This is a genomic window from Paenibacillus sp. LS1, assembly GCF_026013365.1.
GTDB lineage: Bacteria > Bacillota > Bacilli > Paenibacillales > Paenibacillaceae > Paenibacillus.
Map to the genome: position 1 here is coordinate 34407 of NZ_JAPDOE010000017.1, position 25875 is coordinate 60281.

A 25875-nucleotide genomic window follows, 5' to 3' on the forward strand; every position below is an offset into this window, starting at 1 on the left:
TCGGGTTATCTGGACGGGGAAAGGCCCTCGCATTCGCGAGTAGCCCCATTCCCGACCATCCCTGCAGTGGGACGAGCAAGCCATCATTCAACTGTTATTTATTGTTCGCAAGTACAGATTCGGCGTTCTTGCGGAATGTTTCTGCTGCCTGTTCGGGTGTAATTTTGCCAAAGTTCAACTCTTCAACCACATCTGCCAGAGAAGAGATTACTTCAGGTGAACCAACCGGTGGCGGAGAGCTCATTGGTGAAGCTTTAGGCTCCATGGCTGCTACGAATTCAAAGACCTGTTTCGTTGCATCACTCAGCTCAGGTGCGATGGCTTCTTTGATTGCTCCTGAGATTGGTACACCACGCTCACCTTTGATCAGTTTGTTGGCTTCCACGTCATTCACCCAGAAATCGATGAATTTAGCCGCTTCTTCCTTCACTTTGGAGTTTGACGTTACACCCCAGTACATACTTGGTTGCATATAAAGTCCTTTTTCCATATCCGGTCCTGGCATTGGCGCGATATCGAGTGGACGGTTCGCTACCTGTTGCAAGGCTACGAACTGGTTGGACCATTGCCACACGCCAATTCCTTTTTCCTTCACCAGATCCGATTCCTCAATAATACCTTTGGTTTGGTTAGCTACGTCCGGTGTAGGTGCTGCGCCCTGCTCGATCATGCGGCGCATAAGTCCGAAGAACTCCACAAACAACTGGTCATCATCATAGCCAAGCCCTGTTCCTTCTGCATTGTATAGCGACAATCCTTTGGTACGCAGGAAGTAGTGGAAGAAAATATCCGGAGCTACCCCTCCATCCAAATACAGGCCTTTATCTGCGGTTTGTTTACCCAGTGCTTCGTACGATTCCCAAGTCATATTGTCAGGGATTGCATCCACACCTGCTGTTTTAAGCAATGCCGGATCATATTGGAAGCCCAAAACGTTAACACCGGCAGGTACACCGTATTGTTTACCGTTAATTACACCTGTGCTGATAACATTCTCGGACACATCGTCCACTTTGATCTGGTTACCCAGATATGGTGCAAGATCCTCAAGCTGACCATTCTGTGCATATTGGCTGATGTAGGAAATATCCATCTGAACGATGTCAGGCAACTGATTTGCTGCTGCTTGTGGTGCGAGCTTTTTCCAGTAGTCATCAAATGAAGCATATTCCACGTCGATTTTGACATTCGGGTTTTTCGATTTGTACAGGTCGATGACCTTCTGTGTATATTCATGTCGTGCATCGGAGCCCCACCAAGCGATCCGCAAGGTAACCGATCCATCCGAAGAACCCTGTTCGTTTCCTCCACCTGAACTACACGCCGCTGTAAAAACGAGCAATGCAGCCATCATCAGGAATATTGCCTTTTTCACCATGCCAATCTCCCCTTTTATGTTGATATGGTTGTGTGAAGGAGTTATCCTCTCGTTTCTGATAACGCTTTCACAAACTTGTTAATGTCATTTTCGCAAATGTACGACCATAGTTGAATACACAAAACCGTCTTGTTGGTTCAAAAAACAGAGGAGGACAACAGTCCCCCTCTCGGCGCTGTTCGTCCTCCCCAGACATGAATCACATGATTGGTAGTCCATTGTTATATGCCGATCCTACGGAATTCCGTAGGTGTCATACCAGTCCACTTTTTGAACACCTGACTGAAATATTGTGAATTCCCACCGAATCCGAACAATTCAGCAAGCTCGAATACTTTCACATCCCCGCCTCTGCGAATATGGTCACATGCACGTTCAATGCGCAGGCGATTCACGTAGTTGGAAAAATTCTCGCCTGTGACTTTTTTGAAAATCTTGCCCAGGTAATCCGGATTCATATAGAGCATCTGATGGGCGACTCCATTGAGTGAAAGATCCGCCTCTCCAAAATGACGATCCACGATATCCATCATCTTCTCAACAGCTGAAGACTGGCGGCTGATATGGTTTTTGTAATAACCGGAAGTTAATCGGGCTGTACTGCTTGCAACAAAAGATTTCAAACCGGATAACGTATCGATATGCGGCAGTTCTGCCATACGCTGGGTGAATTCCGTTGCCTCCTCAGGTGGACAGACATGAACCATCGCCGAGTAGAGTTGCACTACGTAAGAGCGAGTCACCTCGATTTCCAGCTGCTGACGCGATAATAGATCAAACAGACGATCTACCTCTGCCGCTGTTTCCTCGGTATTGCCCGATTTGATCAACTGACACAGTTGCTCGGCATCCTGCTCTACATGCACCCCGTCGCATTCTCCGGCCAGTACCAGATCATTCTTCGTGATCAGCTTACCTTCACCGATAAAGAAGCGATGGTTCAGATACTGCGATGCCTCACGAAACAACCGCCGGGACTGGATCATTCGATCCGCTTCACTAAGCGCAGCCGTCACTTCCAATTTATATAGTCGGGTAAACGCAGCCCGAACTTCTTCAATGCTCTCCCTCAGTCCAGCCGGATCAGCAGAATCCGCGAGCAGAATCAAGAGTTTGCCTTCGATGGTTGTGCTTAACAGTACATGTGGGAGCAGGTCACTGGCAATGTTTTTGATCGCAAATAAGTGACTGTAATCATGTTCATCCACAATTCGGAACAGCAGTAACCGAACCGCGTTCTCTTCAAGCTCCAGATCGAATAGCTCCTGATAATACTCCAAATCAACTGGCCCATAGGTTCGGTTGGTCATGAACTCCAGCAGAAATTGCTCCTTCACATGCGGAAGCACCCGTTGTAGCCGCTGTTTCATTTCACCAGCAACATTCTCCTTCACTTGGGCATCCTGATGTTCCTGCAACAGTTCAGTTAACGCATCATGGATCTGATTCTCATTGCAGGGCTTGAGCAAATAATGCTTCACACCATATTGCATCGCTCTGCGGGCATATTCGAACTCCTTATAGCCGGATAACATAATGAAGCGTACTCCCGGATATGCTTCGGATGCCTTCTCTATGAGCCCGAGACCATCCAGACCTGGCATGGAAATATCCGTAATGATAATATCGGGTCTAGACTGTCCGATTTTGTCCAATGCTTCGATCCCGTTCCTCGCCGTATCCACCAATTCCGTACCTGCCGCGGCCCAATCGACCACCTGGGAAATCCCCTCCAGAATGACACGTTCATCATCTACGAGCATCACTTTGTACATCGTCATCGTCCTCTCTAATCCAAGGTATGCTGATCGATACTACAGTTCCTGATCCGGGCTTGCTGCTCATCACCATTCCACCTTCATCACCGAAGGTCAGTCTGATTCGTTCCTGGATGTTAGATAACCCAATGCCCTGTCCTCTTGTCTGAATACGTCCTTCATGTAACTGTTCCAGGAATTCCGGTGTCATCCCAGGACCATCATCCTCGACTTCAATAATCACCTTATCTCCCTCTGCTCTCGCTCGGATTCGAATCCGGCAGGGGTCAATACTTGGTTCGAGTGCATAATGTATAGCGTTCTCCACCAGAGGCTGTAATGTTAACTTCGGTATCCGGGCCGTCCCTACCTCTGGGGCAATCTCCATATCGAAATCCAGTCTTTCCTCAAAACGAGTGCGCTGAATCGTCACGTAACTGCGGACAATGTCCAACTCTCTTTCCAGCGTGATCCACTTCTCGGACATGTTCACGGAGCTTCGTAGCAGAAATCCGAGTGCCTCCACCATTTCCGAGATCTGACGTTGCTTCTGTACTTTGGCCAGCCAGTTAATCGATTCAAGCGTGTTGTATAGAAAATGTGGATTAATCTGAGCCTGAAGCGCTTTCAATTCAGTCTCACGAATCACCAGTTGCTTCGCATAATTCTCATCAATCAATTCACGTATTCTTTGAAGCATCATCTTGAATGTACGATGCAGCAGGCCAACCTCATTCTGTGGAGATATCGGGACATTGCCGAGGGCTGCCTCCTCCAGTTTATCCAGATCGCCTTTTTCGATATTACGCATCTTTTTGATCAACTGGGCAATCGGATGGGTAATACTGCGAGAGAATCTCGCTCCAATGATAAGCGCTGCGAGAAAAATCATAATGAAGATGATCGTGACCAACTGCTTGACAAACTGGATCTGTTTAAACATCTGGTCAAACGGGGTTGTGTACAAATAGGTCCAATCCGTATAGGAAGAATGGGCACGGGCAACAAAATGTCTTCCCTGCTCCAACATGGTAATTCCGTAGGGCTGGGTGCGCTTCAATTCAGACTCAATCTCGGCTTCACTGACCGACGATTCAGTTGGATAGATCACTTCTCTTCCATCGGTAATCAGTAGTTGAGAGTCCTCAGCCGGTTCTTGCATCTGATCCTGTACAATTCGGTCCAGACGTACGCGGATAATCAGTGTGCCGAGGTCTTCCAATGTAAATGCCCCGCCTATAAAAGATTTCACCTGTCGGACGGACAAGAGTCGGGACTGTTTATCCCCGCTGGTGTGCCAGGCATTGGAGCCGGAATATTGCTGTCCCAGTGCAACCAATTCCTTTTGCTTCGACTCTGAAATTCCCTCCCGATTGCCTGCGGCCATAACGTTATTATCATTATCGATAAATAGCATGGAATAGACGTACTTTTCGGAACCCGCGTAAGCGACTAACCTGTTGGTAATCTTTTTGCGCAATCCATTTTTCTCGTAACCCGTTTCGACCTTTTTCAGTTGGAGCAGATATTGCTGAAGCGGCTCGTCTGACATCACCTTGAAGGAAAGATTGGAAATTTCACGCAGTTGATTCTCAATGCCTACCGAAGACATATTGAGGACTTGCGAGGATTTCTCATAGATCTGACGGTCATAGATACTGAACACATATCGAAGTACAGACGCATAAAACGTAAAGCTGATTAACATCAAAAGTCCGATGAGAAGAATCGTTTTGTGATGAATCGGCAGTGTTGTGAAAGCGTTCTTAATTTTGCTCATTCTAAGCGCTCCTTTGGCTTGCGAAGGGTGCTGTGATGCTATGGGTCAGTGGTTTTATTGTAAGTTATTTTCATATTTACACATCCATGGTCATCTGACAAGATATATTTATGCAACATTTTAGGTCACTAGAGAAGGTATACAGTTGAAAATGTATCTTGAGAAAGCAAAAAGCAGCCTACTCATTCAAAGAGCAGACTGCTTTTTGCTTTCTCAATTAAACCTGGGTTTTATTTTTTCACAAGTAATCGTTAACTTGGCTAATCATTAATTGATTAGTTGAGCAAAGCGCATAAGTCTCATCAACATCACCGTACTCTGTGCTCGCGTTGCATTCTCCTGAGGCGCGAAGGTTCCCCCGTTCATTCCCATGACGATCCCTGTTTCTACCAGTCGAGCTACGGCGTCAGAAGACCAGTTCGAGATATTCGATGCATCTGTAAATGAAGGAGCAGCACCTGTCAGTTGGTCATTAGGAAGTTTCATCAAGTTCAATGCCCTATCCAGCATCGTAGCCATCTGCTCCCGAGTAATCTGACCATCCGGGTGGAATGACCCATCTGCGAAACCATTAACCAACCCCTTACTTCCTGCAGTTATGAGTGCATTGGCATACCACTGTTCCGAATCCACATCATTAAAAGCGGAAGGCAATTCGGTTTTTACGCTACCTCCGGATAATCCCATGGCACGTACAAGCATGGCTGTGAATTCAGCACGAGTAATCGGTTGTTCAGGTGCAAAGCTTCCATCAGGCCGCCCATCAACAATCAGCTTGTTGGCCATCTGCTGAATATCTTCTCCAGCCCAGTGTTGCTGCACATCGTTGAATACCTTATTCATACTGATAATCGTATAATCACCGCCCTGAGTAGACAATATCTCAGCTTGTGTGGCTGTAAAAACAGCAGGTACGAAATGAAGCTGCCCATTCGTATCAATTCTAACTACTGTGATCTGGTTTGGGTTAAGCCCAGCAGGGATCAGGATAGACTTATGCAAGTAATCGTTCGAACCATCCTCTGCATCTTGCCCATTGATATCGATAGACAACGTGATTGGCTGTTTCAATACTACCCTTGCTTCCATCGTTTGCGCCACACGTTCTACACGTGCCTGTGCCTCTTTGGAGCCTTCCATGATGGAAACAGTTAACGCAGAGTCTGACTTCCGATCAGCCAGATTATTCAATGGAATAGATATACGATTACCATTCACTGTTATCTGGAGTTTAGCCTTGGCATCAGCTTTAACCTTTGACTGTAACGGCTGCACAGGAATCTCTAGCTTGACCGCTGTACCTAACCCGTTGATGACAATCCTCGCTTCCGAAGAGTTAGTGTTCATGTTCATCACATCCGTTAATCCTTGAGCCGTTAAAATCAAACGAACGACAGGCTGACCATTAGCTGACGTCTCATCTACTCTGCGTGCGGATACTTCTTTACCGTTAATCAACACGGTGAATTGACTCTGTTGCCCATCCGCAGGAGTAACCACCGGAGTTGATGAGGGTGATGATGGAACAGAAGGTGAAGGTAACGATGGAGTTGGTGGCTGTGGCGTAATTTTGACTGTCCAGTGTGCGTACAGCGTTACATCCCCCTCCACCACATCGCTTCCAAAGTTCCATTTGGTGGTTGGATCTGTCGGAGCTATGTACCATCCTGCCAAGGTATACCCTACTCGCGTTGGGGTCGGGCTCGGCTCACTCGCTTTCACTCCATACGCCACTGTCTCTGTGGTCGCGGTTCCCGCTCCGCTGTAGTTCGCGTCATACGTCACGGTGTAATTGTTCACCGTCCAGTGTGCGTACAACGTCACATTGCCCGCCACCGTATTACTCCCAAAGTTCCACTGGGTTGCTGGATCTGTCGGATCTGTGTACCAGCCTACAAAGGTATGACCTGCTCGCGTTGGGCTTGGGTTCGGTTCTTGAGCGAGTCCACCATCCCTCACGATATTTTTCGAAAAAACGTTACCCTGTCCATCCATAAAATTGACCCTGTATGCCACCTCAATAGTAACCGGCTTGGATGTATTCATTTTGAACTCACTGCCCGATTTTGGGATATAATCTGCTGTAAATGTATGCACTCCGAGTCCCAGAGTAGAGGAGTCCAATGAATACTCCGCTTTGCAGTTAGCAAGTTCTACCTGTGTCAACGTTGAGCCGCTTGATTTAAACACGATATCCCCGTCCAAATCCTCTATAGGACTCCTCATGGTTACATTCAAGTTAACTGTTTCATTCATCCCAACCTTATTGTCAGTAACGTTGAGATCTACACCTGGGGTATAGGTAATTTCTTTTAACTCTTCAAAAGTCACTTGTGTGGTGTTATTAGCTTGCCCTTTTAAGATAACCAAACCATTATTTTCATCTACAATAATTTCTTTAATATAACGTGCACCTGAAAAGACCTTATGATTAATCAAAGTCCCCTTTTGGTTATACACTGCAACGTAGAACAACATGTCGTTATTTATGTCGCTAAAGATCCAATACGTAAGGTCTCCCCACTTAATTACTGGACAACTTGGTGAACTTGCTTCGGTAGTAGGATCTGAACAAACGACCTTCGCTACATCAGGTTTTACCAGTTGGTTGCCTTCTGTTTCTGGACGCATTTCAACTGAAGGTACACCTTCAAACATCATTTGTCCCGCCGCATGTATGGGCAGAACTGGCCAAGTAAAACACACCAGAATGAATGCCATCATGCTTAGCATCAATTTCTTAATAACGCGCATGTTTCCCCTCTTCTCTCGTGAATTTTCCATGTAACCCCATCAAATATGTCTACACTATGATTTTACACAATAATAAGGCTTTTCCTCCTCTTATACTACCTACATTATAGGATCGCTCTGAACAACTTCTGAACAAAAAGGACAACACGTTGAGTCGGTCAGAGAAACTTCCGATATCCTTTTTGCCCTCCCATCTTCACAGGCCATTTTACTCGGTAATTTTCAGAAAAATGCATAAAAAAAACAACCTGCACATACGTAGCAGATTGTTCTTCATTACATTCGTATTCGAAACTTATGGATTAACAAAAACGGTTTTCAACTTCGCTATATATTGCACGTCAAAGCCAAGACCTTCAGCTACCATGGCAAGCGGTACATATGTTTTGGACTCTTTGCCTACCTTATTCAGGAATGCAGGTGTATCCACGGTAACGGAAGCTCCGTTGACCTGCACAGCATTGGCACCAATTTTTACAGCAACCTTCCGGTCTCCGTATGTAATCGTTGCAGTTGAGGTTTTGTTATCCCACACCGTAGTAGCACCGACAGCGTTCACGATATCTTGGATTGCCACAAAGTTTTTGCCGTTACGGATAATCGGTTTGTACGGTGTATTCAATGTTTTGCCACTCACAATAATGTTCATCGGTTCACCTGTCGCAGGTGCAGTCAGCTTGGTGAAGTCACCCCAGATCGTTTTGGCAAATACTTCGGCAATGGCTGCATATCCGAATTGATTCGGGTGGAAATCACGATTTTTGATCATATGTGTCATGGTGCCCTCGCCGCCAACAAATTCCTTAGCCACGTGTGCCACTTTGACATCGGTACCCTGAGCCGAGAATTGTGCTGCAATACCATCAATGGTTTGTGTGAAGCCTTGGGATGCCTCCATGAGTTTGGCATAAAGAGCTTTGCCCGCTACTTCTGGCATCGGTTGATACTGGTCAGCGATGACAATTTTAGCTGTCGGGTTAATCTCATGGATATCATTAATCGTTGCACTAACATTGGCTGTATATGTGGTGAGTAATTCTTTTACCTTCTCTTGCAGTTCCTGATCACTAAGTTTGTCTGCTGTACCAAGCAACTCCGATACATCATTTCCCCCGATGGTGATTGCAACCAGATTCGCCTGCGCTATACTCTCGCGAATTGCAGCTGTATTGGCTCCAATCTGTCCCGCTCTTGGATCGGGAAGACTTGGTTGAATGGCTTCAGAAGTCAGCGTTTTGCCATCCTTAATTGCAGTAGTGAAGTTTTTCAGGCCACTGGTTTTCAATCCAGCAATCCCGTAGTTGTCCACCTGTGTACGTCCATGCAGCAAACCCTGCTCCTGCAGACGTTCTACATAACCATAAGGCAGCTCTTTGGTGTTGGGCTCATAACCTACGGTTATGGAGTCTCCCAAGGTAACAATGCGAAACTCCTTCGTTACGGCTACGGCGTCTTTCTTGGCAGTCAGTGATGCCTCGTTAGTACCTGCTGGCAATCCGCCAGTCTTAACGTCTGCAGCGTGTGCAGGCAATGCAGACGACGTGAAGAGCAGCATCCCTGCCAGCATGCTGGCTGTTAAACCAGCAGCTGTATTTTCCCATATACGTTTACGCTTCATTCGGGGTAACACTCCTTCTTCTAATCTATAATTACACTATTGTATAGTACATCGGTCATTCCAATGACATAGGTTGGTGTTACTCTATTCTATCATTTTAAAGTAGGCGTTGTCCTCTCTGCTGAGAACACACATGAAATAACAGACTCCCTGATGGGGAGCCTGTTATTGGTTAAGCTCAGCTATGACGTTCTGTGATTAATTAAGATTGCGGCTTATGAGTCTTCAGAATTCGAATGATCCGTGTCGCTCTCCGATTTGTTCCCGGCAGCTCGCTCCAGATATCGATCATAACGATCGTCCACTTCGCGTGCCATCTTCCGGTACTTTAACGTTTCCTCGACGATTGGATCACGTTCCGTCTGAATCCGCACTTCATATTTGGGAGGAATCAGCTGGCGTTCCCGCTGATCGGTGTCGCCGGACTCTTCCATGTCCCCTTCCGTCAGCATATCACTGAGCCGTCGTTCCAGTTCTTTGGATTCATCCATTGTTTTCGCTCCTTTAATTAAAGTCATACATGCGTACCTATACTATTGTACTTTCACTTCGTGTACAGAATCATCTTCCGATCGCTGTTATCCCCAGATTTCTTTGATTCCCTTTTCCAAGGGAGAAATCAGGTGATAAAGGCGAGCACTTCGTTTCTTCAGATGCTTTCTGTCCCCCTCCGTTAATGTACAATTAAAAGTAAAGCATGGATGAGTTGAATAAACTCACTCTAACCCAGTAGCCTTTGCTTCCTTCAACACACCTGTTAATGCATCATGGATTTTACCATTGCTGGCAACGACATGATTCACGGACAGTTGGTAAGGCGTTCCGATAGTATCGGTCACCTTACCGCCGGATTCTTCAACCAGCAGCGCACCTGCGGCTATATCCCACGGTTTCAGTCCAACTTCGGTGTAGGCGCTGAGACGTCCTGCGGCCACATACGCCAGATGAAGGGCCGCAGATCCGCCCGCACGCAAGTTACGAACTTGCGGAGCAAGAGCCTGCACAGCGGCCATGTTCAGTGGCAACGCAAAGGTTGTGTCTGCCGGGAATCCAACCGCAATCAGGCTCTGAGCCAGTTCCTTTTCACCAGATACAAGCATCCGGTTTCCGTGGACGTAAGCTCCTTTCCCTTTTTCCGCAACAAACAGTTCATCACGGGAAGGGTCGTATATTACGCCGACAATGACTTCACCATTGTGAGCCAATGCGATGGACACCGAATAAAACGGGAATCCGTGTACAAAGTTCGTCGTTCCATCCACCGGATCAACAATCCAGAGGAACTCTTCTTCCTCTGCTTCTTTCAGTGCTTTTGCCGATGCTTCCGGTCCCGGTTCGACGCCTTCTTCACCCAGAATGGCATGGTGGGGAAAATGCGTGAGAATCAGGCGGCGGATCATCTGCTCCGCTCCTTTATCCACTTCGGTCACCAGATCCTGGGGTGAATATTTGGTGCCAAGTTCAGCTACCGTCCCAAGACGGCTTTTGATCCATTCGCCAGCTTTGGAAGCTGCATTAATGGCAACGGCAGTATAGCTTTTGCTTGTCACGACATAAGGTATCTTTTCCTTCTCATTCAAAGCGTTCACTCTACTTTCTATATCAATCTACGAAAAGTTGAAATACTTGTTAAAAGTATACGCCCCACAGGTCGTAAAGTTTCTCGTTGCCCAGGCCCCTTTTGGCTCTAAGGATGAATGATGACGGTAGACTCGTCCACCCACTCCACACCCTCTTCGTGATAGAATGCCAGCTTCTGCATCAGTTGCACAAGTGCCTCATCTTTGCGTTTGGCCTCGATCATCACGTCAATCCTTGGGGTATCTGCTGCGATATGACGCAAGAAGTCGAGCACAGGCTCTACTTCTACACCATCAGCATGACCTCGCAAATCCTTCTCGCTCTTCGGACTGGACACATGGATTTTGGGTGGCAATGGCTGATCAGCTGGTGAATCTGCCTGCGCGAGCGGTGACTGCCAGGTCTTCAGGATATCAGGCCACAGATCCCATGGCTGTTCTCCCTCATTATTGACCCACTGGTGATGAATATCTAGCACCATGGGCAATCCCAAGCGCTGGCACACGGCTAGTGTCTCGGCCGCATTGAACGTTTTGTCATCATTTTCGAGTGTCAGTCGCTCCTGAATATCCCGATCCAGCTTCAAAAAGTTTTCTTCAAAACGAAGCGCCGCCGAAGGCTTGTCCCCGTACGCACCACCAATATGTATATTGTTCTTGGCAGTGGCATTCAGCCCCATAGCATCCAGCATCCGAACATGATGACGAAGGTCGCGAATCGAGTTGTGCAAAACTTGCTCGCGGGGAGTACTAAGTACAGTAAAATGATCCGGATGAAAGGACACACGCATATGATTTGCCTTCACAAAATCACCAATGGCCGCAAAGTCCTGCTTCAGTGCCGGGAACGGGTCCCAGTCATTCAAGTCCTCGTGTGTCGCCAGTGGAATCAATTTGGAAGAGAAGCGATATACATGAATATGGCTGCCTTTGTTGTGCCTGAGCAAACGTAATGTATTGTGCAGGTTCTCGGCTGCAATCCGTTCGAGCTTGCGGATGGCTGCTTCCCTGTCATCGATTTTGTTGAAACTGGACATGGTCATGGTCCGGGAAGGTGAGGCATTCTCAACAAGCACGGACATTGCCACATAACCAAAACGTACGAGCATGAATTTCTTCCTCTCTGTTAGGGCGGATAACCCGCACGGCATATTCAGCCGTCAGGATGTACCGTCACTGTATATAACCAAGTTTTACCCTAAAAGAGTGACCATAATCGTATTCTGGCAAATCAGTCCTTCCGCCCCACACTCACAATCATAACAACTATTCCTGTGCCTGCTCTCCAAAGAACATCTCATCCGCAAGTGCGGTCTGGATACGTGATTCTTCCTCCGTCAATTTACGGATCAGTTGCATCTCCACTTCGGTTACCTCTTGCCCCTGGAAGTTGATCTCTGCAATGGAAACCACGATCTTCACGATGGCTACAGCCACGTTATCCGGTGTATAAGCAATGACTTTCTGACCGGTAGGAAATACCCGGAAGCCCTGTTTAACCATTTTGCCGCGACCGTATTCAAGCAGTTCGAACAGCTCCTGCTCACTCTTGAATTTGCATACGGAATTGAATTCAGTCTGAAATCCCATGCATACCCCTCCTGATCTTGTCGTTTTCGTCTACGCCTGTACGCCGTTCTCGTAATTCAGTGCCTGCTTGCGGTTGTAACGCTCCAGTGCCAGCTCAATCATGCGATCCAGTAGCTCGGCATACGAAACACCGGTCTCACGCCACAAAAGTGGATACATGCTGTACGGTGTGAACCCAGGCATGGTGTTGACTTCATTAATAAGTAATGCGCCATCCGTTTTCCGAATGAAGAAGTCTGCACGGGAAATACCGTTACCTTCAATCGCACGGAACGCCTGTAACGCTGCTTCGCGAATGCGATCTGCTGCCTCAGGGTCTAGTGGAGCTGGAATCAGCATCTGGGATTGACCATCAATATACTTGGCTGCATAGTCGTAGTATTCACCGGAGGATACAATCTCCCCAGGAACGGAAGCCATAGGCTCGTCATTGCCGAGGACGCTAACCTCAACCTCGCGTGCTTCAACGAACTCCTCAATGACGACCTTCGTGTCGTACCGAAGTGCGAACTCGACAGCTGTTTTCAACTCATCGCGGTTACGCGCTTTGGAGATGCCTACGCTGGAGCCCAGATTTGCCGGTTTGATAAAACAAGGATACCCCAGCTGATCTTCGACCTGTACGATCATTTCGTGCTCCGTCTGCTTCCATTGTGTAGCGTTAAAATACGTAAAGGCACATTGGTCAATGCCAGCCTGTGCGAACAGCTTCTTCATGACCACTTTGTCCATGCCACCAGCTGAAGCGAGTACACCTGCACCTACATATGGCATATCCGCCATCTCGAACATGCCCTGAATGGTGCCATCTTCACCAAACGTACCATGCAGCAGAGGGAACATGACGTCCAGCGCTTCCGCTCCGCCATACAAACGGCCAAACAGTGCGTTCAGCGCATCCTGAGTTCCGCCTGCCGATTGCTCCAGCTTCAGATCTTCAATCTGCGCGAACGGCGCATGCATGACAGGTCCTTTTTTCCACGTCCCCTGCTTGGAGATATAAAAAGGAACCAGTTCATACTTCTCATAATCAAATGCGTTTGTTACAGCAAACGCCGTCTGCAGCGACACCTCGTGCTCGCCCGATTTTCCGCCGTACACGACGCCTACTTTTAATTTATCCATACTCATGCGTAACCTCCGATTATCTGTGCCTGATGCTGTCATCCTTGCATGCTCAGCACCCTTGTTATTCTGCTTGCGTTACATGGTCTTATTTTACACGGAACTGGATGTCTGCGTCACCGCATCCCGAAAATCTTTCGTCATTAAAACTCATCTGCAATATGAAAAAGCCGGTATACCGTCCGCTCCGTCCAAGCGTAAGAATCCCGGTAATCCCAATATCGGTGACGGCTGCTAACCGTATGTGCATTAACAAGCGGCATACCGCCCGCATCAAATGCGGTTACAACGGTGCTATGCTGATATCGTCCATCTCCATCCCAATCATAGAGAATAACATCTCCCAGCATCAGTTGCTCCGGACGATCTACGACTGTCGCAGTCAGACCCCAGCTGCTGCCTGATAAATAACGCTCCAGACTATTGGAAACCGCCCAGCTGTAACTCCACATTTCGGAGCCGTTCATATACCCTTTATACCACCAGCCAGCTTCTCTTCTACCAGTATAGTGGATGGGTGCGCCCCCTGCAAAGATACATTGGGACACGTAATTGGTGCAATCCACATCAAATTCCTCAAATGCCGGATTCCCCGCATTCCACCATCGATCCGCATAGGCAACCGCCAAATCTCTGCGATAAGCTTGCTGCCTCGAGCTTCTGCCTTGACCCAAAACTTCCCGATTCAATAGTGGCCGATTCATCGCCTGTACAAAATCGGCCTGTTGAAAAGGACGCCCTTCCCCAACGGGGCGATGCTCTGGTACTTCCCGCTCAACCCGTCCAATGATCCATCCACCACTCTGCCGCAGAAAGGTTAGCCGCTCTCGCTCAATTCGGTCCTCCCGATGGGTGATCCCGCTCTTTTCGTAGAATAGCCTGCTGTACAATTGTACATCCACCACCGCTTCTTCCTGTCCATCCATAAGCGTACGCACAAGCTTGGCGCTAGTCTCGCTGCGAAGAGGCACGGCGCGCCGCTTACGGTACCATTCGTCCAGCCTTGCCATACGCTCTCCCCGTTCCACCACGAAGTCAGGATCAGTAACGATCCGTTCGCTGGTCTGTGGACGGTAGTCGATCTCACAGCGATTGTACTGGTTCACGTAAGTATATAAGGCACTCTTCCATTCCCGTTCCAAGCCTATGTCCCCCTTTGGCATGAGTAATGTCTGGGATATCTCATTGCATATATAAACTCCTACTATTCATATGAGAGGGTCTTCGGTTGTATGTACACAGCTCGGGATGAAGACTCTAAATTCGGCAAATACAGGTGCATGATATATCTTATTCCTCCTCGCTTCACGAAAACGCCTTCATTGGTTCAAAAGCTTGATTGAACAGGTAAAAAGCCCTTTACGTACGGAGGTGAAAACGGTATACTTAAAACTAAAGTTATGATTATGAAATTACGTTTCACCTGATGAAACTAACGAACGAGAACACGGAACGATGAAGGCCTGTTCTTCACCTAAATGAACGTTTTCTTCATCTCACCGACACATCCCAAGGAGGTACATGTATGTCAGCAAAGAATCATTTCTCCGCCGCTCGCAGTCTTGAGGTTGGAGGCAAGTCTTACCGCTACTACAGTCTCGATGCTCTTCAGGAAGGCGGCCACGGCGATCTTTCCAGGCTCCCTTTCTCCATTAAAGTGTTGCTTGAAGCAGCAATTCGTCAATTCGACGGACGTGCCATTACCGAAGAACACGTAAAACAACTGACCGGCTGGGCAGATGGCCGTGACAATAACAAGGAAATTCCATTCATCCCTGCACGTATCGTTCTGCAGGATTTCACCGGGGTACCGGTTGTCGTTGACCTCGCTGCAATGCGTGATACTGTGAAAAAAGCAGGCGGCGACCCGAAACAGATCAACCCGCTCGTACCCGTCGATCTCGTTATCGACCACTCCGTTATGGTTGATGCTTTCGGCACCAACGATGCACTTGATTACAATATCCAAGTCGAGTTCGAGCGTAATGAAGAGCGTTACCGCTTCTTGCGTTGGGCACAAACGGCATTCAACAACTTCCGTGCTGTTCCACCATCCACAGGTATCGTTCACCAGGTTAACCTGGAGTATCTGGCTTCCGTGGCAGCAACGAAAACGGTGGACGGCGAGACCGTTGTATTCCCGGATTCCCTCGTAGGTACAGACTCCCACACCACCATGATCAACGGTCTTGGCGTTGTTGGTTGGGGTGTTGGTGGAATCGAGGCTGAAGCAGGCATGCTGGGTCAACCGCTTTATTTTGTAACACCGGACGTTATCGGTTTCAAACTGACAGGCAGCCTGAGTGAAGGCGCAACAGCAACGGATCTGGCACTGACCGTTACCCAATTGCTTCGTAAAAAAGGCGTTGTTGGTAAATTCGTTGAGTTCTACGGACCAGGTCTTGCCAACATCGGTCTGGCTGACCGTGCAACAGTAGCCAACATGGCACCAGAGTACGGCGCTACCATCGGTTTCTTCCCTGTCGATAGTGAAACGTTGAACTATCTGCGCAGCACTGGTCGTCCTGACGAACAGGTTGAATTGGTTGAAGCTTACTACAAAGCTCAAGGCATGTTCCGTACTTCCAGCACCGTTGATCCTGAATTCACAGATGTGATTGAACTGGATCTTGGCTCTGTTGTACCAAGTCTTGCAGGACCAAAACGTCCACAGGATCGCATCGAGCTGACACAAATGAAAGAAAGCTTCAACAGCATCATTCGCACACCTGTAGATAAAGGCGGCTACGGACTGAGCGATGAGAAAATCGAACAAACCGTACCTGTGAAGCACCCGAACGGTTCCAGCAGTGAACTGAAAGCAGGCGCTGTTGTGATCGCAGCGATCACAAGTTGCACGAACACCTCGAATCCAAGTGTTATGGTCGGAGCGGGACTGCTGGCGAAAAAAGCAGTTGAACGCGGCTTGACCAAACCAGGATATGTGAAAAGCAGTCTGACACCAGGTTCCCTTGTTGTTACCGAGTACCTGGAAAAAGCAGGCCTGATCACGTACCTCGACAAACTCGGATTCAACGTTGCCGGCTACGGTTGTGCAACATGCATCGGTAACTCCGGCCCACTGCCGGACGAAGTGAGCGAAGCTATTGCTGAGAACGATATGACCGTAGCGGCTGTATTGTCCGGTAACCGTAACTTCGAAGGCCGTGTGCATGCACAGGTTAAAGCCAACTACCTGGCATCACCACCACTCGTTGTGGCATATGCACTTGCGGGTACCGTGAATATTGACTTTGAAACCGATCCAATCGGTTATGATACGAACAATGAGCCTGTGTTCCTGAAAGACCTCTGGCCTACTTCCGAGGAAATCAAGGATACCATCGCTAGTTCCCTGAACGCTCAGATGTTCCGCAACAAGTACGAGAACGTATTTACAGCTAACGAGCGTTGGAATGCAATCTCTGTACCGGAAGGTGAATTGTACGAGTGGGATCCGAATTCCACGTACATTCAGAATCCTCCGTTCTTCCAAGAGCTTGGCGACACGTTGAACGATATTGCAGATATCCGTTCTGCACGCGTGATGGCATTGCTTGCGGATTCCGTAACAACGGACCACATCTCTCCAGCAGGTAATATTGCAGCATCCAGCCCGGCTGGACTGTACCTGAAAGAGCATGGCGTAGAGCGCAAAGACTTCAACTCCTACGGTTCACGCCGTGGTAACCATGAAGTAATGATGCGTGGTACATTTGCCAATATTCGTATTCGTAACCAGGTGGCTCCGGGCACCGAGGGCGGTATTACGAAGTACCTGCCAACGGACGAAGAAATGTCCATCTACGATGCTTCCATGAAGTATCAGGATGAAGGACAGAACCTGATCGTCATCGCTGGTAAAGAATATGGTACAGGAAGCTCCCGTGACTGGGCGGCAAAAGGAACATTCCTGCTCGGCGTCAAAGCCGTTATCGCAGAAAGTTTCGAGCGGATTCACCGTAGTAACCTGGTCGGCATGGGCGTAATGCCATTGCAATTCCAGGAAGGTCACGGCTGGTCCAGCCTCGGCCTGAACGGACGTGAAACGTATGACATTACTGGCCTCAGCAATGATGTGAAGCCAGGACAAGAGTTGAAAGTGACCGTAACTCGTGAAGACGGTACACAGTTCGACTTCCCTGTTATCGCTCGTCTGGACAGCATGGTTGACGTGGATTACTACCATAACGGCGGTATCCTGCAAACTGTATTGCGTCAAATGATGAAAAAAGCTTAATGATATAAATCATTAATGTGATGAAGTTATACAAAAGCTCCCTGCCACGTGCAATCAGCACGTAGCAGGGAGCTTTTTATTTAACTGTCGATATGCATCATCAATTTAATTATGAGTAGGTTCTTATCACTTAAAACTCAAAATTTAATCCAACTTCTGAATCATCAGGTGGTTCAGGAATACGATATACACCTCTGCAATTTAATTTCTCCACGTTGATCCAGTCCACAAAATCATCCGCCCCGTAACTACGAATAAAGTGAGCATATTCCGTATTTCCCTCATGATCAATAGACTCGATATACAGGGTGAATGGGTGCTTATACTCTAGACTCTGCAAAAAATCGATAAATTCTCCTCTCCACTCGCCAATTTTTCCTGCATATTGATTGGGAACGTAATAGTAGAACACATCGAAGTGATATACAACAATTTTCATTAACATTTACAAGCCTCCTAGAACTTACAGATCACAGTTTAGAGTTTTAAGATCTCCATACCTTCTCTCAGTTGTTCCGACACAGCGGTATAGTACTCAATGCTATCCACAAGTTCGCGTTCAGTCTTATGTATAAGATAATAGGAATATTTCTGCATCAACTCATGCTCGTTTAACTCAACAGGGAGATAAATAATCTCAACATCATTCGAATCGAAATAATGACGATATCCTCTCTCCGATTGTCCCACTTTCATGACTGTTTTTATCACCAGCAACTCATCACGTGTACAAGCTCTTATCAGATCAGTTCTTTTCTGTTCTAAATCACGCACTACTACTTCATCGTAGTGATTATTCGTAGCTTCAGCAATTTCGGTTTCAATTTGCATAATGGCTCTCATGGTTCCTGCTAGTTCTTTAGCTAATGAATACAATGTATGTCCTCCTTTTTGGTAAGGAATAGGTACTAACGGCATCATCTCTACTCTACCTCATTGGCGATGTTACTCGCAAAGTTCACTGATCCCATCCTAAATTGGATACCTTATGAAACAGCAAAAAACTCCCCGTAACGTGCAGTCTGCACAATGATGGGGAGCAGTGGTGGTTTCAGTATGTGTGTGTCCTCCGTTACTTCAAGGGCAACTTCCTTCTAATGCCCAATGCCATTTCTTACACATGACTTTCCTTAGAATTTAACTTCTTCGTCGTCACGCGGGATTCTCCTCCCACCAACACCTTTTTCAGACCCATAGCCATGGTGAAAACAATATATCCCATCAAGCCGCCGAGCGTATTAAGCATCAGATCATCCACATCAAATATGCCCATACCCGTCACTAACTGTGTCACTTCATAGCCCATACTTAGCAGCAGAGATAACAGTAACACCTTTATTCCAGAGAATAATTTGTTGCCCGTTAACACAGGAATGAAGATGCCCAATGGGATAAAGGCCAGTATATTGCCTACCAGATGGATTGCGGTGCCCGGACGATGTAACGACAGACTGTTCCAGTCTCGTGAGATTTCCTGAAACGGCGTCAGGTTGACGGTTCGCGTATGGATCAGATCCGGTTGTTGTAAGAACGCCATCAGTCGATCCTTCACGATGCCAAAGTCGACTGGATTTCCTTTGAACAGAATCAGCTTCGTCAGTAGATATACATAGATAATGAACACGGCAATCCAAAGGATATAATTTTTGCTTTTCTTCTGGTTGTTATGCTTCATGTTGTTTTGCCTCCTTTGCGTTGCCCTGTTATTTCTTTACAGTGACAATGACGCCATCCATGTTATCACCCGATATTTCAGTGTGGCCTTGCTCAGGTATGTAAACGGTCATATCTTGGGCGGCCCTATAATAGCGGATATGGTACTCCTCACCCTCTACCTCCACAGTAATGTTCTCTTTCTCTTTTAGCAAATCCAGATACTGTTCCAGCACCAGATTATTCTTATACATGACAGCACTGTGCGGCAGCCCTACATATCGAAAATGCCATGGTTCATACTGTATACCCGTGATGCGCACTTTATCCTTCGGGTAACGCAAAATAAATCCGTGTTTCCATGCATTCTTCTCCAGCCAGGCACCCTCTGGTGCCTCATTCATGGCAGCCAAGCTGGAACCGACATCCAGGGATAATCCGAGATTGTGCTCACTGTGTCCCGCAGGAAGTGCATAGTCTGAACCCTTTTCCCGATAAAGCTCGTCCTGCTTTTCAAAGTCCCTGTACCCACTGCTGACGAGAAAATATCGGACTCCCTCTTCGCCTGCTGCTTCAACCATCCTCTGAAACTCCTGCGCCACCTGCCGGGATAACCTGATTTTCTGGTCCATGATTCCATAGCCACGAAGCAGATCATCCTCATGTGCCACATATACAATATCGGATTTAACCCCTTCGGGGTGAACGGGGTATTGCTTATCAACCAGTAACAAGTTCCCCTTATGTACCTGATCCTGAATATTTCCCGTGACGGATACCGTATAACCTGCGGGATTTTCACGCGTATTCTGAATCTCGATGGGTAACTCATTTTTCTGCTGAATCCATCCCGGTGATTGCGTAACGATATATCCGATCAAAATAATACATATCAAAAAGCCCCACTTCTTCATGCTTGTTCCTCCTTTTACCTCATACATCAAGGATAGACAACACAAGTTAAAGAAAAAGCAGGGCAATTTTAAAGTTTTTCTTAAATTTGACGTGAATCTTATTGGAATATGGGCAAACGAACTTCGAATAACGTCCGTACCACATCGCTCTTGGCCGAGATCGTACCGTCATGCTGCTCAACTATATTGCGAGCGATAAACAGGCCGAGTCCTGTCCCACCCTCCTGAGGAGTCCGGGCACGATCTCCGGTATAATACATATCGAAGATATGCGGTAATTCTTCTTGACGAATATGTCCACCGTAATTGATCACCTGAATGATGATCTGCTCTGCATCACGATATCCATTAATATCCACGTACATGCCATCCTTGCCGTGCCGTGCAGCGTTAATCAGCAGATTCTCGAACACACGAGCCAGCAACTCGCCATCACCGGAGATGGTAAGTTCAGTTTCTATTTTTAATCGGGCGACTAGTTGGTTCTTCTCAAATACAGGATAGAGTTCTTCGTTCATCTGCTTCAGCAGCTCACTAAGATCCAGCTGTGTCTTGTTTATAGGCAGCATGCCATAGTTCATACGGGTGATTTCAAACAAATCATCAATCAGCTTCTCCAGACGCTGCGATTTGGTGAATGCAATTGACGTAAAGTGCCTAATCTGTTCCTCCGTCAGCTGATCATCCTTCATGAGCAGATCCAAATATCCAAGCACAGACGTCAGCGGTGTTCGCAAATCATGCGCCAAATTGACAACTAGCTGATCCTTACTATTTTCAGCAAAATCCCCTCGTTCCACCGCTTCCCGTAGCTTCTCACTTGCCAGATTTACATCCTCCGCAATCGTACCTAATTCGTCCTTGGAGGAGATCTGCACACGATGCTGAAAGTCCCCATTGGCCAAATGCCTGATCCCTGCAGAAATGTCCTTGAAATACGTCGCGTAGGGCTTGGTAAACCAGAAGAAAAATAGAATAGCCAGCGGGATAAATAAGATCAGGAAGAAATAGATATCTCCGATACTTCTCATAAAATGACGATATTCAGCGAGCTGATCTTCTGCACGGACACCCGAATAATAGGCTTGCATAAGCTTGTAAACTCCATAGGTGATTGCGCCCGAGGCAAGCATGCTCAACCCTAACAACATAATCATGGTTGTACGAAAACTTCTTCGTCGTTTAGTCATTAAACGTGTACCCCACACCCCAGATGGTTTTGATAAACTTGTTCTTGTTCACATCTTCTCCCAGCTTTTTGCGCAGGGTCCGAATATGGACCATCACGGTATTCCCGCTCTCGTAATAGGCTTCTCCCCACACCTGTTCAAAAATGTTTTCTGCACTGAACACCTGTTTGGGGTGACTCGCGAGCAGATACAGAATGTCGAACTCCTTCGGTGTTAGTTCCACTGCTTTGCCGTAAAGTGTAACGCGATGTTGATCCGGCGTGATGATGAGCCCGCCCTTCTCCAGAATGGAGCGCTGAACAGGCACAGACTGGCTGAATTGCAGAGAACGACGCAACTGAGAATTAACCCGGGCAACAAGCTCCATCGGATTAAACGGTTTGGTCATATAATCATCCGCACCCATCACGAGTCCCGTAATTTTGTCCATATCTGACGTTTTGGCACTCAGGAAAATGATCGGTAAATGATGCTGCTCCCGAATTTTACGGGTCACCTCATACCCGTCCATACCAGGCATCATAATGTCGAGAATCGCCAAATCTATCGCTTGGGTCTGAACGGCTTGTACCGCCGCCTTCCCATCAAAGGCCTTAACGGTGTGATATCCTTCTTTTTGTAAATGTAAAGCAACCAGATCAGCGATCTCAACTTCATCGTCTGCGATCAGAATCGTAATTCGCTTCATTGCTTATTCCACTCCTATGTGTGATGCTCAACAATATAACATATTTGAATCCAACAGATAAACCAATGAAAGGAATCCATACATATGAAACTGGAGCGTTTATTAGCCATCGTGGTGTTGCTAATCAATCGTGGACGGGTACAAGCCAAAGACTTGGCAGATATGTTTGAAGTATCGATCCGGACCATCTATCGGGACATCGACACATTGGGCCAAGCTGGCATTCCGGTGGTAACGTATCAGGGGGCAAGCGGTGGCATTGGTCTGGCAGAGGGATACCGCCTGGATCGAAACGTATTAACAGACAAAGACCTCGCTTCCATAGTCACCGCCTTACGCAGTGTATCCACTTCTCATGCCAATGCGGCCCGTGAGCTTCTGGTAGAAAAACTCAGCAGTATCGTGCCTGAAGCCAAGAATGATGATTTTCAGGCCAATACCAATCGCTTCATCGTCGATTATTCAACCTGGACGCATCCCGAAGCCCTGCAAATCAAGCTTCAGCTTATCGAGCAGGGCATGGATCAATTACGCCCCGTCACCTTTACCTACTGCAGTGCGGAAGGTACCCAGACTCATCGAACTGCCGATCCTCATACCATCGTACTCAAGAAGCACTCCTATTACTTGTATGCCTTTTGTCACAAGCGAAATCAATTTCGCATGTTCAAACTCGTACGCATGCAAGATGTCACACTGGCTGATGTGCGCTTCGAGCGTAAAGTAATTAACCCACAGGACAGACCCTGGCAGCAGGAATGGACTCGTCCAGACAATCAGGCTGGGTTAACCTTGAAATTCCATGCTCGCGTCCGTCATATTGCGGAAGAATGGTTTGGGATCGAGAACGTCATCCCTGATGGGACTGGGTATTATATCAGCCAGGTCGCTTTTCCCGACGATTCCTGGTTATATGGGTTCATTCTGGGCTTTGGCGCAGATGTTGAAGTATTGGAACCCCAGCATATTCGAGATGAGATTTGCCGTATCGCCGAGCAAATTGTACAAAATTATATCCTCCCAACTCAAACCTGACAGACAGCTGTCCAGTTCCTCCCCGTATACTTCAGATATATTCAATCTGTACATAACCAAGGAGGAACTAATCATGAACGTCACTGTATGTCAAAGCTGCGGAATGCCACTCACAACCCCTGCCCAATTCGGAACGGAAGCAGATGGAAGCACAACCCGCGAATACTGCATCTATTGTTACAAAGAGGGCAAGTTCGAGCAGCCCGGTATTTCACTCGAAGGCATGACAGAGATGTGCACTGCCATTCTGAAGGACGAGGGCATGGACGAAGAATCGGCTCGTTCGATGCTGCGTAACCAGCTTCCTTTTTTGAAACGTTGGCGCACGAATACAACGGATCAGCATGCAGAATCTCTGGCTGAAAACTCTACCACTTCTGCTATACCAGGTCAGGTTACAATCAATCCATCGTTATCTGCTCAGCCCGTTCGTTATGTCACACTCCCAGGCAAACGTCTGGCCGGCATATCCGCCCGCACAACCAATGCCATTGAGATCAGTGGCAAAGGCTGTATTCAGGGTCTCTGGAACAAATATTTTGCCTCAGAGCACCTCCCTGCACCCGAAGCTGCTCGCTATGGCTGTTACGCGGATTACACGGATGGCATTACCGGAGAGTACACCATACTAGTGGGGCATGAGGTCAGCTCCGATGAAACATTACCTGAAGGATTGAATGATATTCTGCTCCCTCCTGCGACTTACGCCGTATTCACTTCCAGAAAAGGACCGATGGCAGAAGTTGTTGGCGAAGCTTGGGGAGCCGTGTGGGCATGGGACAAACAAAGCGATCGTACGTTCACAGGAGATTTCGAATTGTATGATGAACGCAGCTTGAATCCCGAAAGTGTACAAGTGGATATATATATCACCGTTCGCCAAAGTAGATAAAGACAATACTATGCATCTCAAACAGGGTCAAAGCATCCTCACATCCTTCTTCATATCACGCAAGCTGCCGGGTTCGCTCGGCGGTTTTTTTGATGTTTATCCCATGATACAACCGCCTATAGTACCAAGTTAGTTAGCACGTAGCCTACCTATTCAACCAGACAATATGCCTCATATGCGGGTACCATTGACTTCCTTAAAATTGGGACTATTCACATAACAACCAATTCGATCCTCCCATATCAAGCCTCTCAAATCAGGTCCTTTCCTCCTGAATTTCCCTAAAAACGTTTACATCTCCTTAAAACCGGGTAAAATCACTACAATCCAATTGGAATTACATTCTAAAGTCATCTATTTCGTCTAACAAGTCATATGTACCTATATGCGCACCTGGCAACATAACCAGTCGAAATACATAATTCAAAAAAATGCATCAAAGGAGGAACCAAGATGATCCGCATGCCTATTCAGCAAATGATCCCGTACCACCACCAATATCCGCGCAACACGGCGACCACTGCTCCTAAAAAGGAGAATGAGAACACTCAAGGTCTATCCTTTCATGAAATTTTACAGCAAAAAATGGCGAAGAAGAATGCTTCTCCTTCCCTTCGATAAAATGGACACCTGACCTTATTCGAGTCCGGTTATCAACCGTCTTTCCGCAGCTTGGCGGAAGGGCGGTTATTGGCGTTGAGCAATAAACGACTGTACAGTCCTCAGTCATGTTTCTATAATGGGTTAAATATCTACGAGATCCATGACATATACGAACTGTAAAGGGGATTTAGCACATGATCACCATTGGTTGTTTTCACGCTCATTATTCCAACATCGCTTTAATTGAAGAGACGCTTGCTCCTTATGAAGTTGAATTGGTCCATTACGTCGATCCAGGTCTGGACCGTCTTAAACATGACGCTGACTTTTCCGAGGTCGTTATTCACGAGAAGGTAGCCCAGACGCTCCAATGGATCGCTGAGTGTCATGCCAATGCCATTCTGGTTACGTGTACCCTGTTTGCGACAGTATTGGAGCAGGAAGCCAAACAGGTCACCGTGCCGGTGATTGGCATAGATGATCCGCTATTGCAGGAAATGCGGAGAGTATCGGGAGAGTTCATCATCGTGTTCACCAACCCGGCAACCGTTGAAGGAACGATGGTACGGGTGAATCAGGCGTTACAGCAACAGCATGAGCAAGGGGATGAGACTGTGCAATTACACGTCGCCAAGGTATCTCAGACCGAAGCGGTGTGCATCCCGGGGACATTTGAGTTGATTATGCGTGGAGATCAGAAAGGGTACCTCGAAGCGGTACGTGAAGGCTTACAACAGATTGCTGAACAGTATCCGGGTAAAAGGGTAATCGCAGCCCAGCTTTCTATGGCTCCCGCTGCCGCACAGGTTACAATAGATCGCGGTATTCCGATCCATAGCCCGCTCTCATCACTTGCGACGTATTTGGAGGAGAATTTGGGCGTGGCCCGACAGTAGTTGGGTATTTGGAGTGAAATATTACAATTACTAAAAATATGTGAAACCAATATATTGGCTCCTTTTGCAAAATAAAAATGCTCTCGAAGAAGAGCATTTCAAATGGTATAATCACTTTGTACAGCCAATTTGTGGTGGGAAATAGGCTTGCCTCCAGTGGGAGGTGATCCTATGAACTTCTC

Annotated in this window: 22 protein-coding genes; 5 read left to right on the top strand and 17 right to left on the bottom strand. The window is 47.3% G+C overall.

Translation table 11 applies throughout. From position 1 onward, the window contains the following. Positions 1 to 94 precede the first annotated feature (94 nt). The 11 genes from OM416_RS29465 to OM416_RS29515 form a co-directional block, all read right to left on the bottom strand. Positions 95 to 1378: an ABC transporter substrate-binding protein gene (locus OM416_RS29465; RefSeq protein WP_264935474.1), complete on the bottom strand. Its 1284-nt coding sequence runs from the start codon at positions 1376 to 1378 to the stop codon at positions 95 to 97. 221 nt (positions 1379 to 1599) lie between these two features. Beyond that, the gene (locus OM416_RS29470) at positions 1600 to 3153 is read right to left on the bottom strand and encodes a response regulator transcription factor (protein WP_264935476.1); all 1554 of its coding nucleotides are present in this window, start codon (positions 3151 to 3153) and stop codon (positions 1600 to 1602) included. Beyond that, entirely contained in the window at positions 3128 to 4915 is a 1788-nt protein-coding gene (locus OM416_RS29475; protein WP_264935478.1) for a sensor histidine kinase, read from the bottom strand. The genes OM416_RS29470 and OM416_RS29475 overlap by 26 nt, the downstream gene beginning before the upstream one ends. Positions 4916 to 5182: 267 nt before the next feature. Next, complete coding sequence (locus tag OM416_RS29480) at positions 5183 to 7669, bottom strand: S-layer homology domain-containing protein (protein ID WP_264935480.1); 2487 nt, start codon at positions 7667 to 7669, stop codon at positions 5183 to 5185. 295 nt (positions 7670 to 7964) lie between these two features. Then, a complete protein-coding gene (locus OM416_RS29485) occupies positions 7965 to 9287 on the bottom strand; it encodes a stalk domain-containing protein (RefSeq protein ID WP_264935481.1) in 1323 nt (440 codons plus the stop codon). 215 nt (positions 9288 to 9502) lie between these two features. Next, positions 9503 to 9778, bottom strand: a complete 276-nt coding sequence (locus OM416_RS29490; protein WP_264935482.1) for a hypothetical protein — start codon at positions 9776 to 9778, stop codon at positions 9503 to 9505. Between the two features lie 225 nt (positions 9779 to 10003). Further along, positions 10004 to 10867 carry an inositol monophosphatase family protein gene (locus tag OM416_RS29495; RefSeq protein ID WP_413775841.1) on the bottom strand — a complete coding sequence of 288 codons (864 nt, stop codon included), beginning with the start codon at positions 10865 to 10867 and terminating at the stop codon, positions 10004 to 10006. 107 nt (positions 10868 to 10974) lie between these two features. Next, a complete protein-coding gene (gene uvsE / locus OM416_RS29500; protein WP_264935484.1) occupies positions 10975 to 11976 on the bottom strand; it encodes a UV DNA damage repair endonuclease UvsE in 1002 nt (333 codons plus the stop codon). 157 nt (positions 11977 to 12133) lie between these two features. Next, a complete protein-coding gene (locus OM416_RS29505) occupies positions 12134 to 12457 on the bottom strand; it encodes a hypothetical protein (RefSeq protein ID WP_062837611.1) in 324 nt (107 codons plus the stop codon). 30 nt (positions 12458 to 12487) lie between these two features. After that, complete coding sequence (locus OM416_RS29510; RefSeq protein WP_062837612.1) at positions 12488 to 13588, bottom strand: D-alanine--D-alanine ligase; 1101 nt, start codon at positions 13586 to 13588, stop codon at positions 12488 to 12490. A 137-nt stretch (positions 13589 to 13725) separates the two neighbouring features. Then, the gene (locus OM416_RS29515) at positions 13726 to 14724 is read right to left on the bottom strand and encodes an amidase domain-containing protein (RefSeq protein ID WP_413775842.1); all 999 of its coding nucleotides are present in this window, start codon (positions 14722 to 14724) and stop codon (positions 13726 to 13728) included. 383 nt (positions 14725 to 15107) lie between these two features. Between OM416_RS29515 and acnA the strand changes: the two genes are divergently transcribed. After that, positions 15108 to 17822, top strand: coding sequence for an aconitate hydratase AcnA (gene acnA, locus OM416_RS29520; protein WP_264935485.1), 2715 nt, complete (start codon positions 15108 to 15110; stop codon positions 17820 to 17822). Between the two features lie 130 nt (positions 17823 to 17952). Here the strand turns inward: acnA and OM416_RS29525 are convergent, their stop codons facing one another. The 6 genes from OM416_RS29525 to OM416_RS29550 form a co-directional block, all read right to left on the bottom strand. Continuing rightward, positions 17953 to 18267, bottom strand: a complete 315-nt coding sequence (locus OM416_RS29525) for a hypothetical protein (protein WP_047841416.1) — start codon at positions 18265 to 18267, stop codon at positions 17953 to 17955. 32 nt (positions 18268 to 18299) lie between these two features. Beyond that, a complete protein-coding gene (locus tag OM416_RS29530; RefSeq protein WP_264935488.1) occupies positions 18300 to 18743 on the bottom strand; it encodes a hypothetical protein in 444 nt (147 codons plus the stop codon). A 193-nt stretch (positions 18744 to 18936) separates the two neighbouring features. Continuing rightward, positions 18937 to 19497, bottom strand: coding sequence for a VanZ family protein (locus OM416_RS29535; RefSeq protein WP_264935490.1), 561 nt, complete (start codon positions 19495 to 19497; stop codon positions 18937 to 18939). Between the two features lie 28 nt (positions 19498 to 19525). Continuing rightward, positions 19526 to 20389, bottom strand: coding sequence for a D-alanyl-D-alanine carboxypeptidase family protein (locus OM416_RS29540; protein WP_264935492.1), 864 nt, complete (start codon positions 20387 to 20389; stop codon positions 19526 to 19528). 98 nt (positions 20390 to 20487) lie between these two features. After that, on the bottom strand, positions 20488 to 21579 hold the full coding sequence (locus tag OM416_RS29545; protein WP_264935495.1) for a sensor histidine kinase: 1092 nt from the start codon (positions 21577 to 21579) through the stop codon (positions 20488 to 20490). After that, positions 21572 to 22267: a response regulator transcription factor gene (locus OM416_RS29550; protein ID WP_264935497.1), complete on the bottom strand. Its 696-nt coding sequence runs from the start codon at positions 22265 to 22267 to the stop codon at positions 21572 to 21574. Before OM416_RS29550 ends, OM416_RS29545 begins: the two co-directional genes overlap by 8 nt. A gap of 84 nt (positions 22268 to 22351) precedes the next feature. Between OM416_RS29550 and OM416_RS29555 the strand changes: the two genes are divergently transcribed. The 4 genes from OM416_RS29555 to OM416_RS29570 all read left to right on the top strand — a co-directional run bounded on the left by OM416_RS29555 (position 22352) and on the right by OM416_RS29570 (position 25693). Further along, positions 22352 to 23302 carry a helix-turn-helix transcriptional regulator gene (locus OM416_RS29555; RefSeq protein ID WP_264935500.1) on the top strand — a complete coding sequence of 317 codons (951 nt, stop codon included), beginning with the start codon at positions 22352 to 22354 and terminating at the stop codon, positions 23300 to 23302. Positions 23303 to 23375: 73 nt separating this feature from the next. Next, positions 23376 to 24194 carry a zinc ribbon domain-containing protein gene (locus tag OM416_RS29560; RefSeq protein WP_264935502.1) on the top strand — a complete coding sequence of 273 codons (819 nt, stop codon included), beginning with the start codon at positions 23376 to 23378 and terminating at the stop codon, positions 24192 to 24194. A 453-nt stretch (positions 24195 to 24647) separates the two neighbouring features. Further along, a complete protein-coding gene (locus tag OM416_RS29565; protein ID WP_017690769.1) occupies positions 24648 to 24815 on the top strand; it encodes a hypothetical protein in 168 nt (55 codons plus the stop codon). A 176-nt stretch (positions 24816 to 24991) separates the two neighbouring features. Beyond that, positions 24992 to 25693 (top strand): aspartate/glutamate racemase family protein, encoded by a 702-nt coding sequence (locus tag OM416_RS29570; RefSeq protein ID WP_264935507.1) that lies wholly within the window; start codon positions 24992 to 24994, stop codon positions 25691 to 25693. Positions 25694 to 25875: the final 182 nt, after the last annotated feature.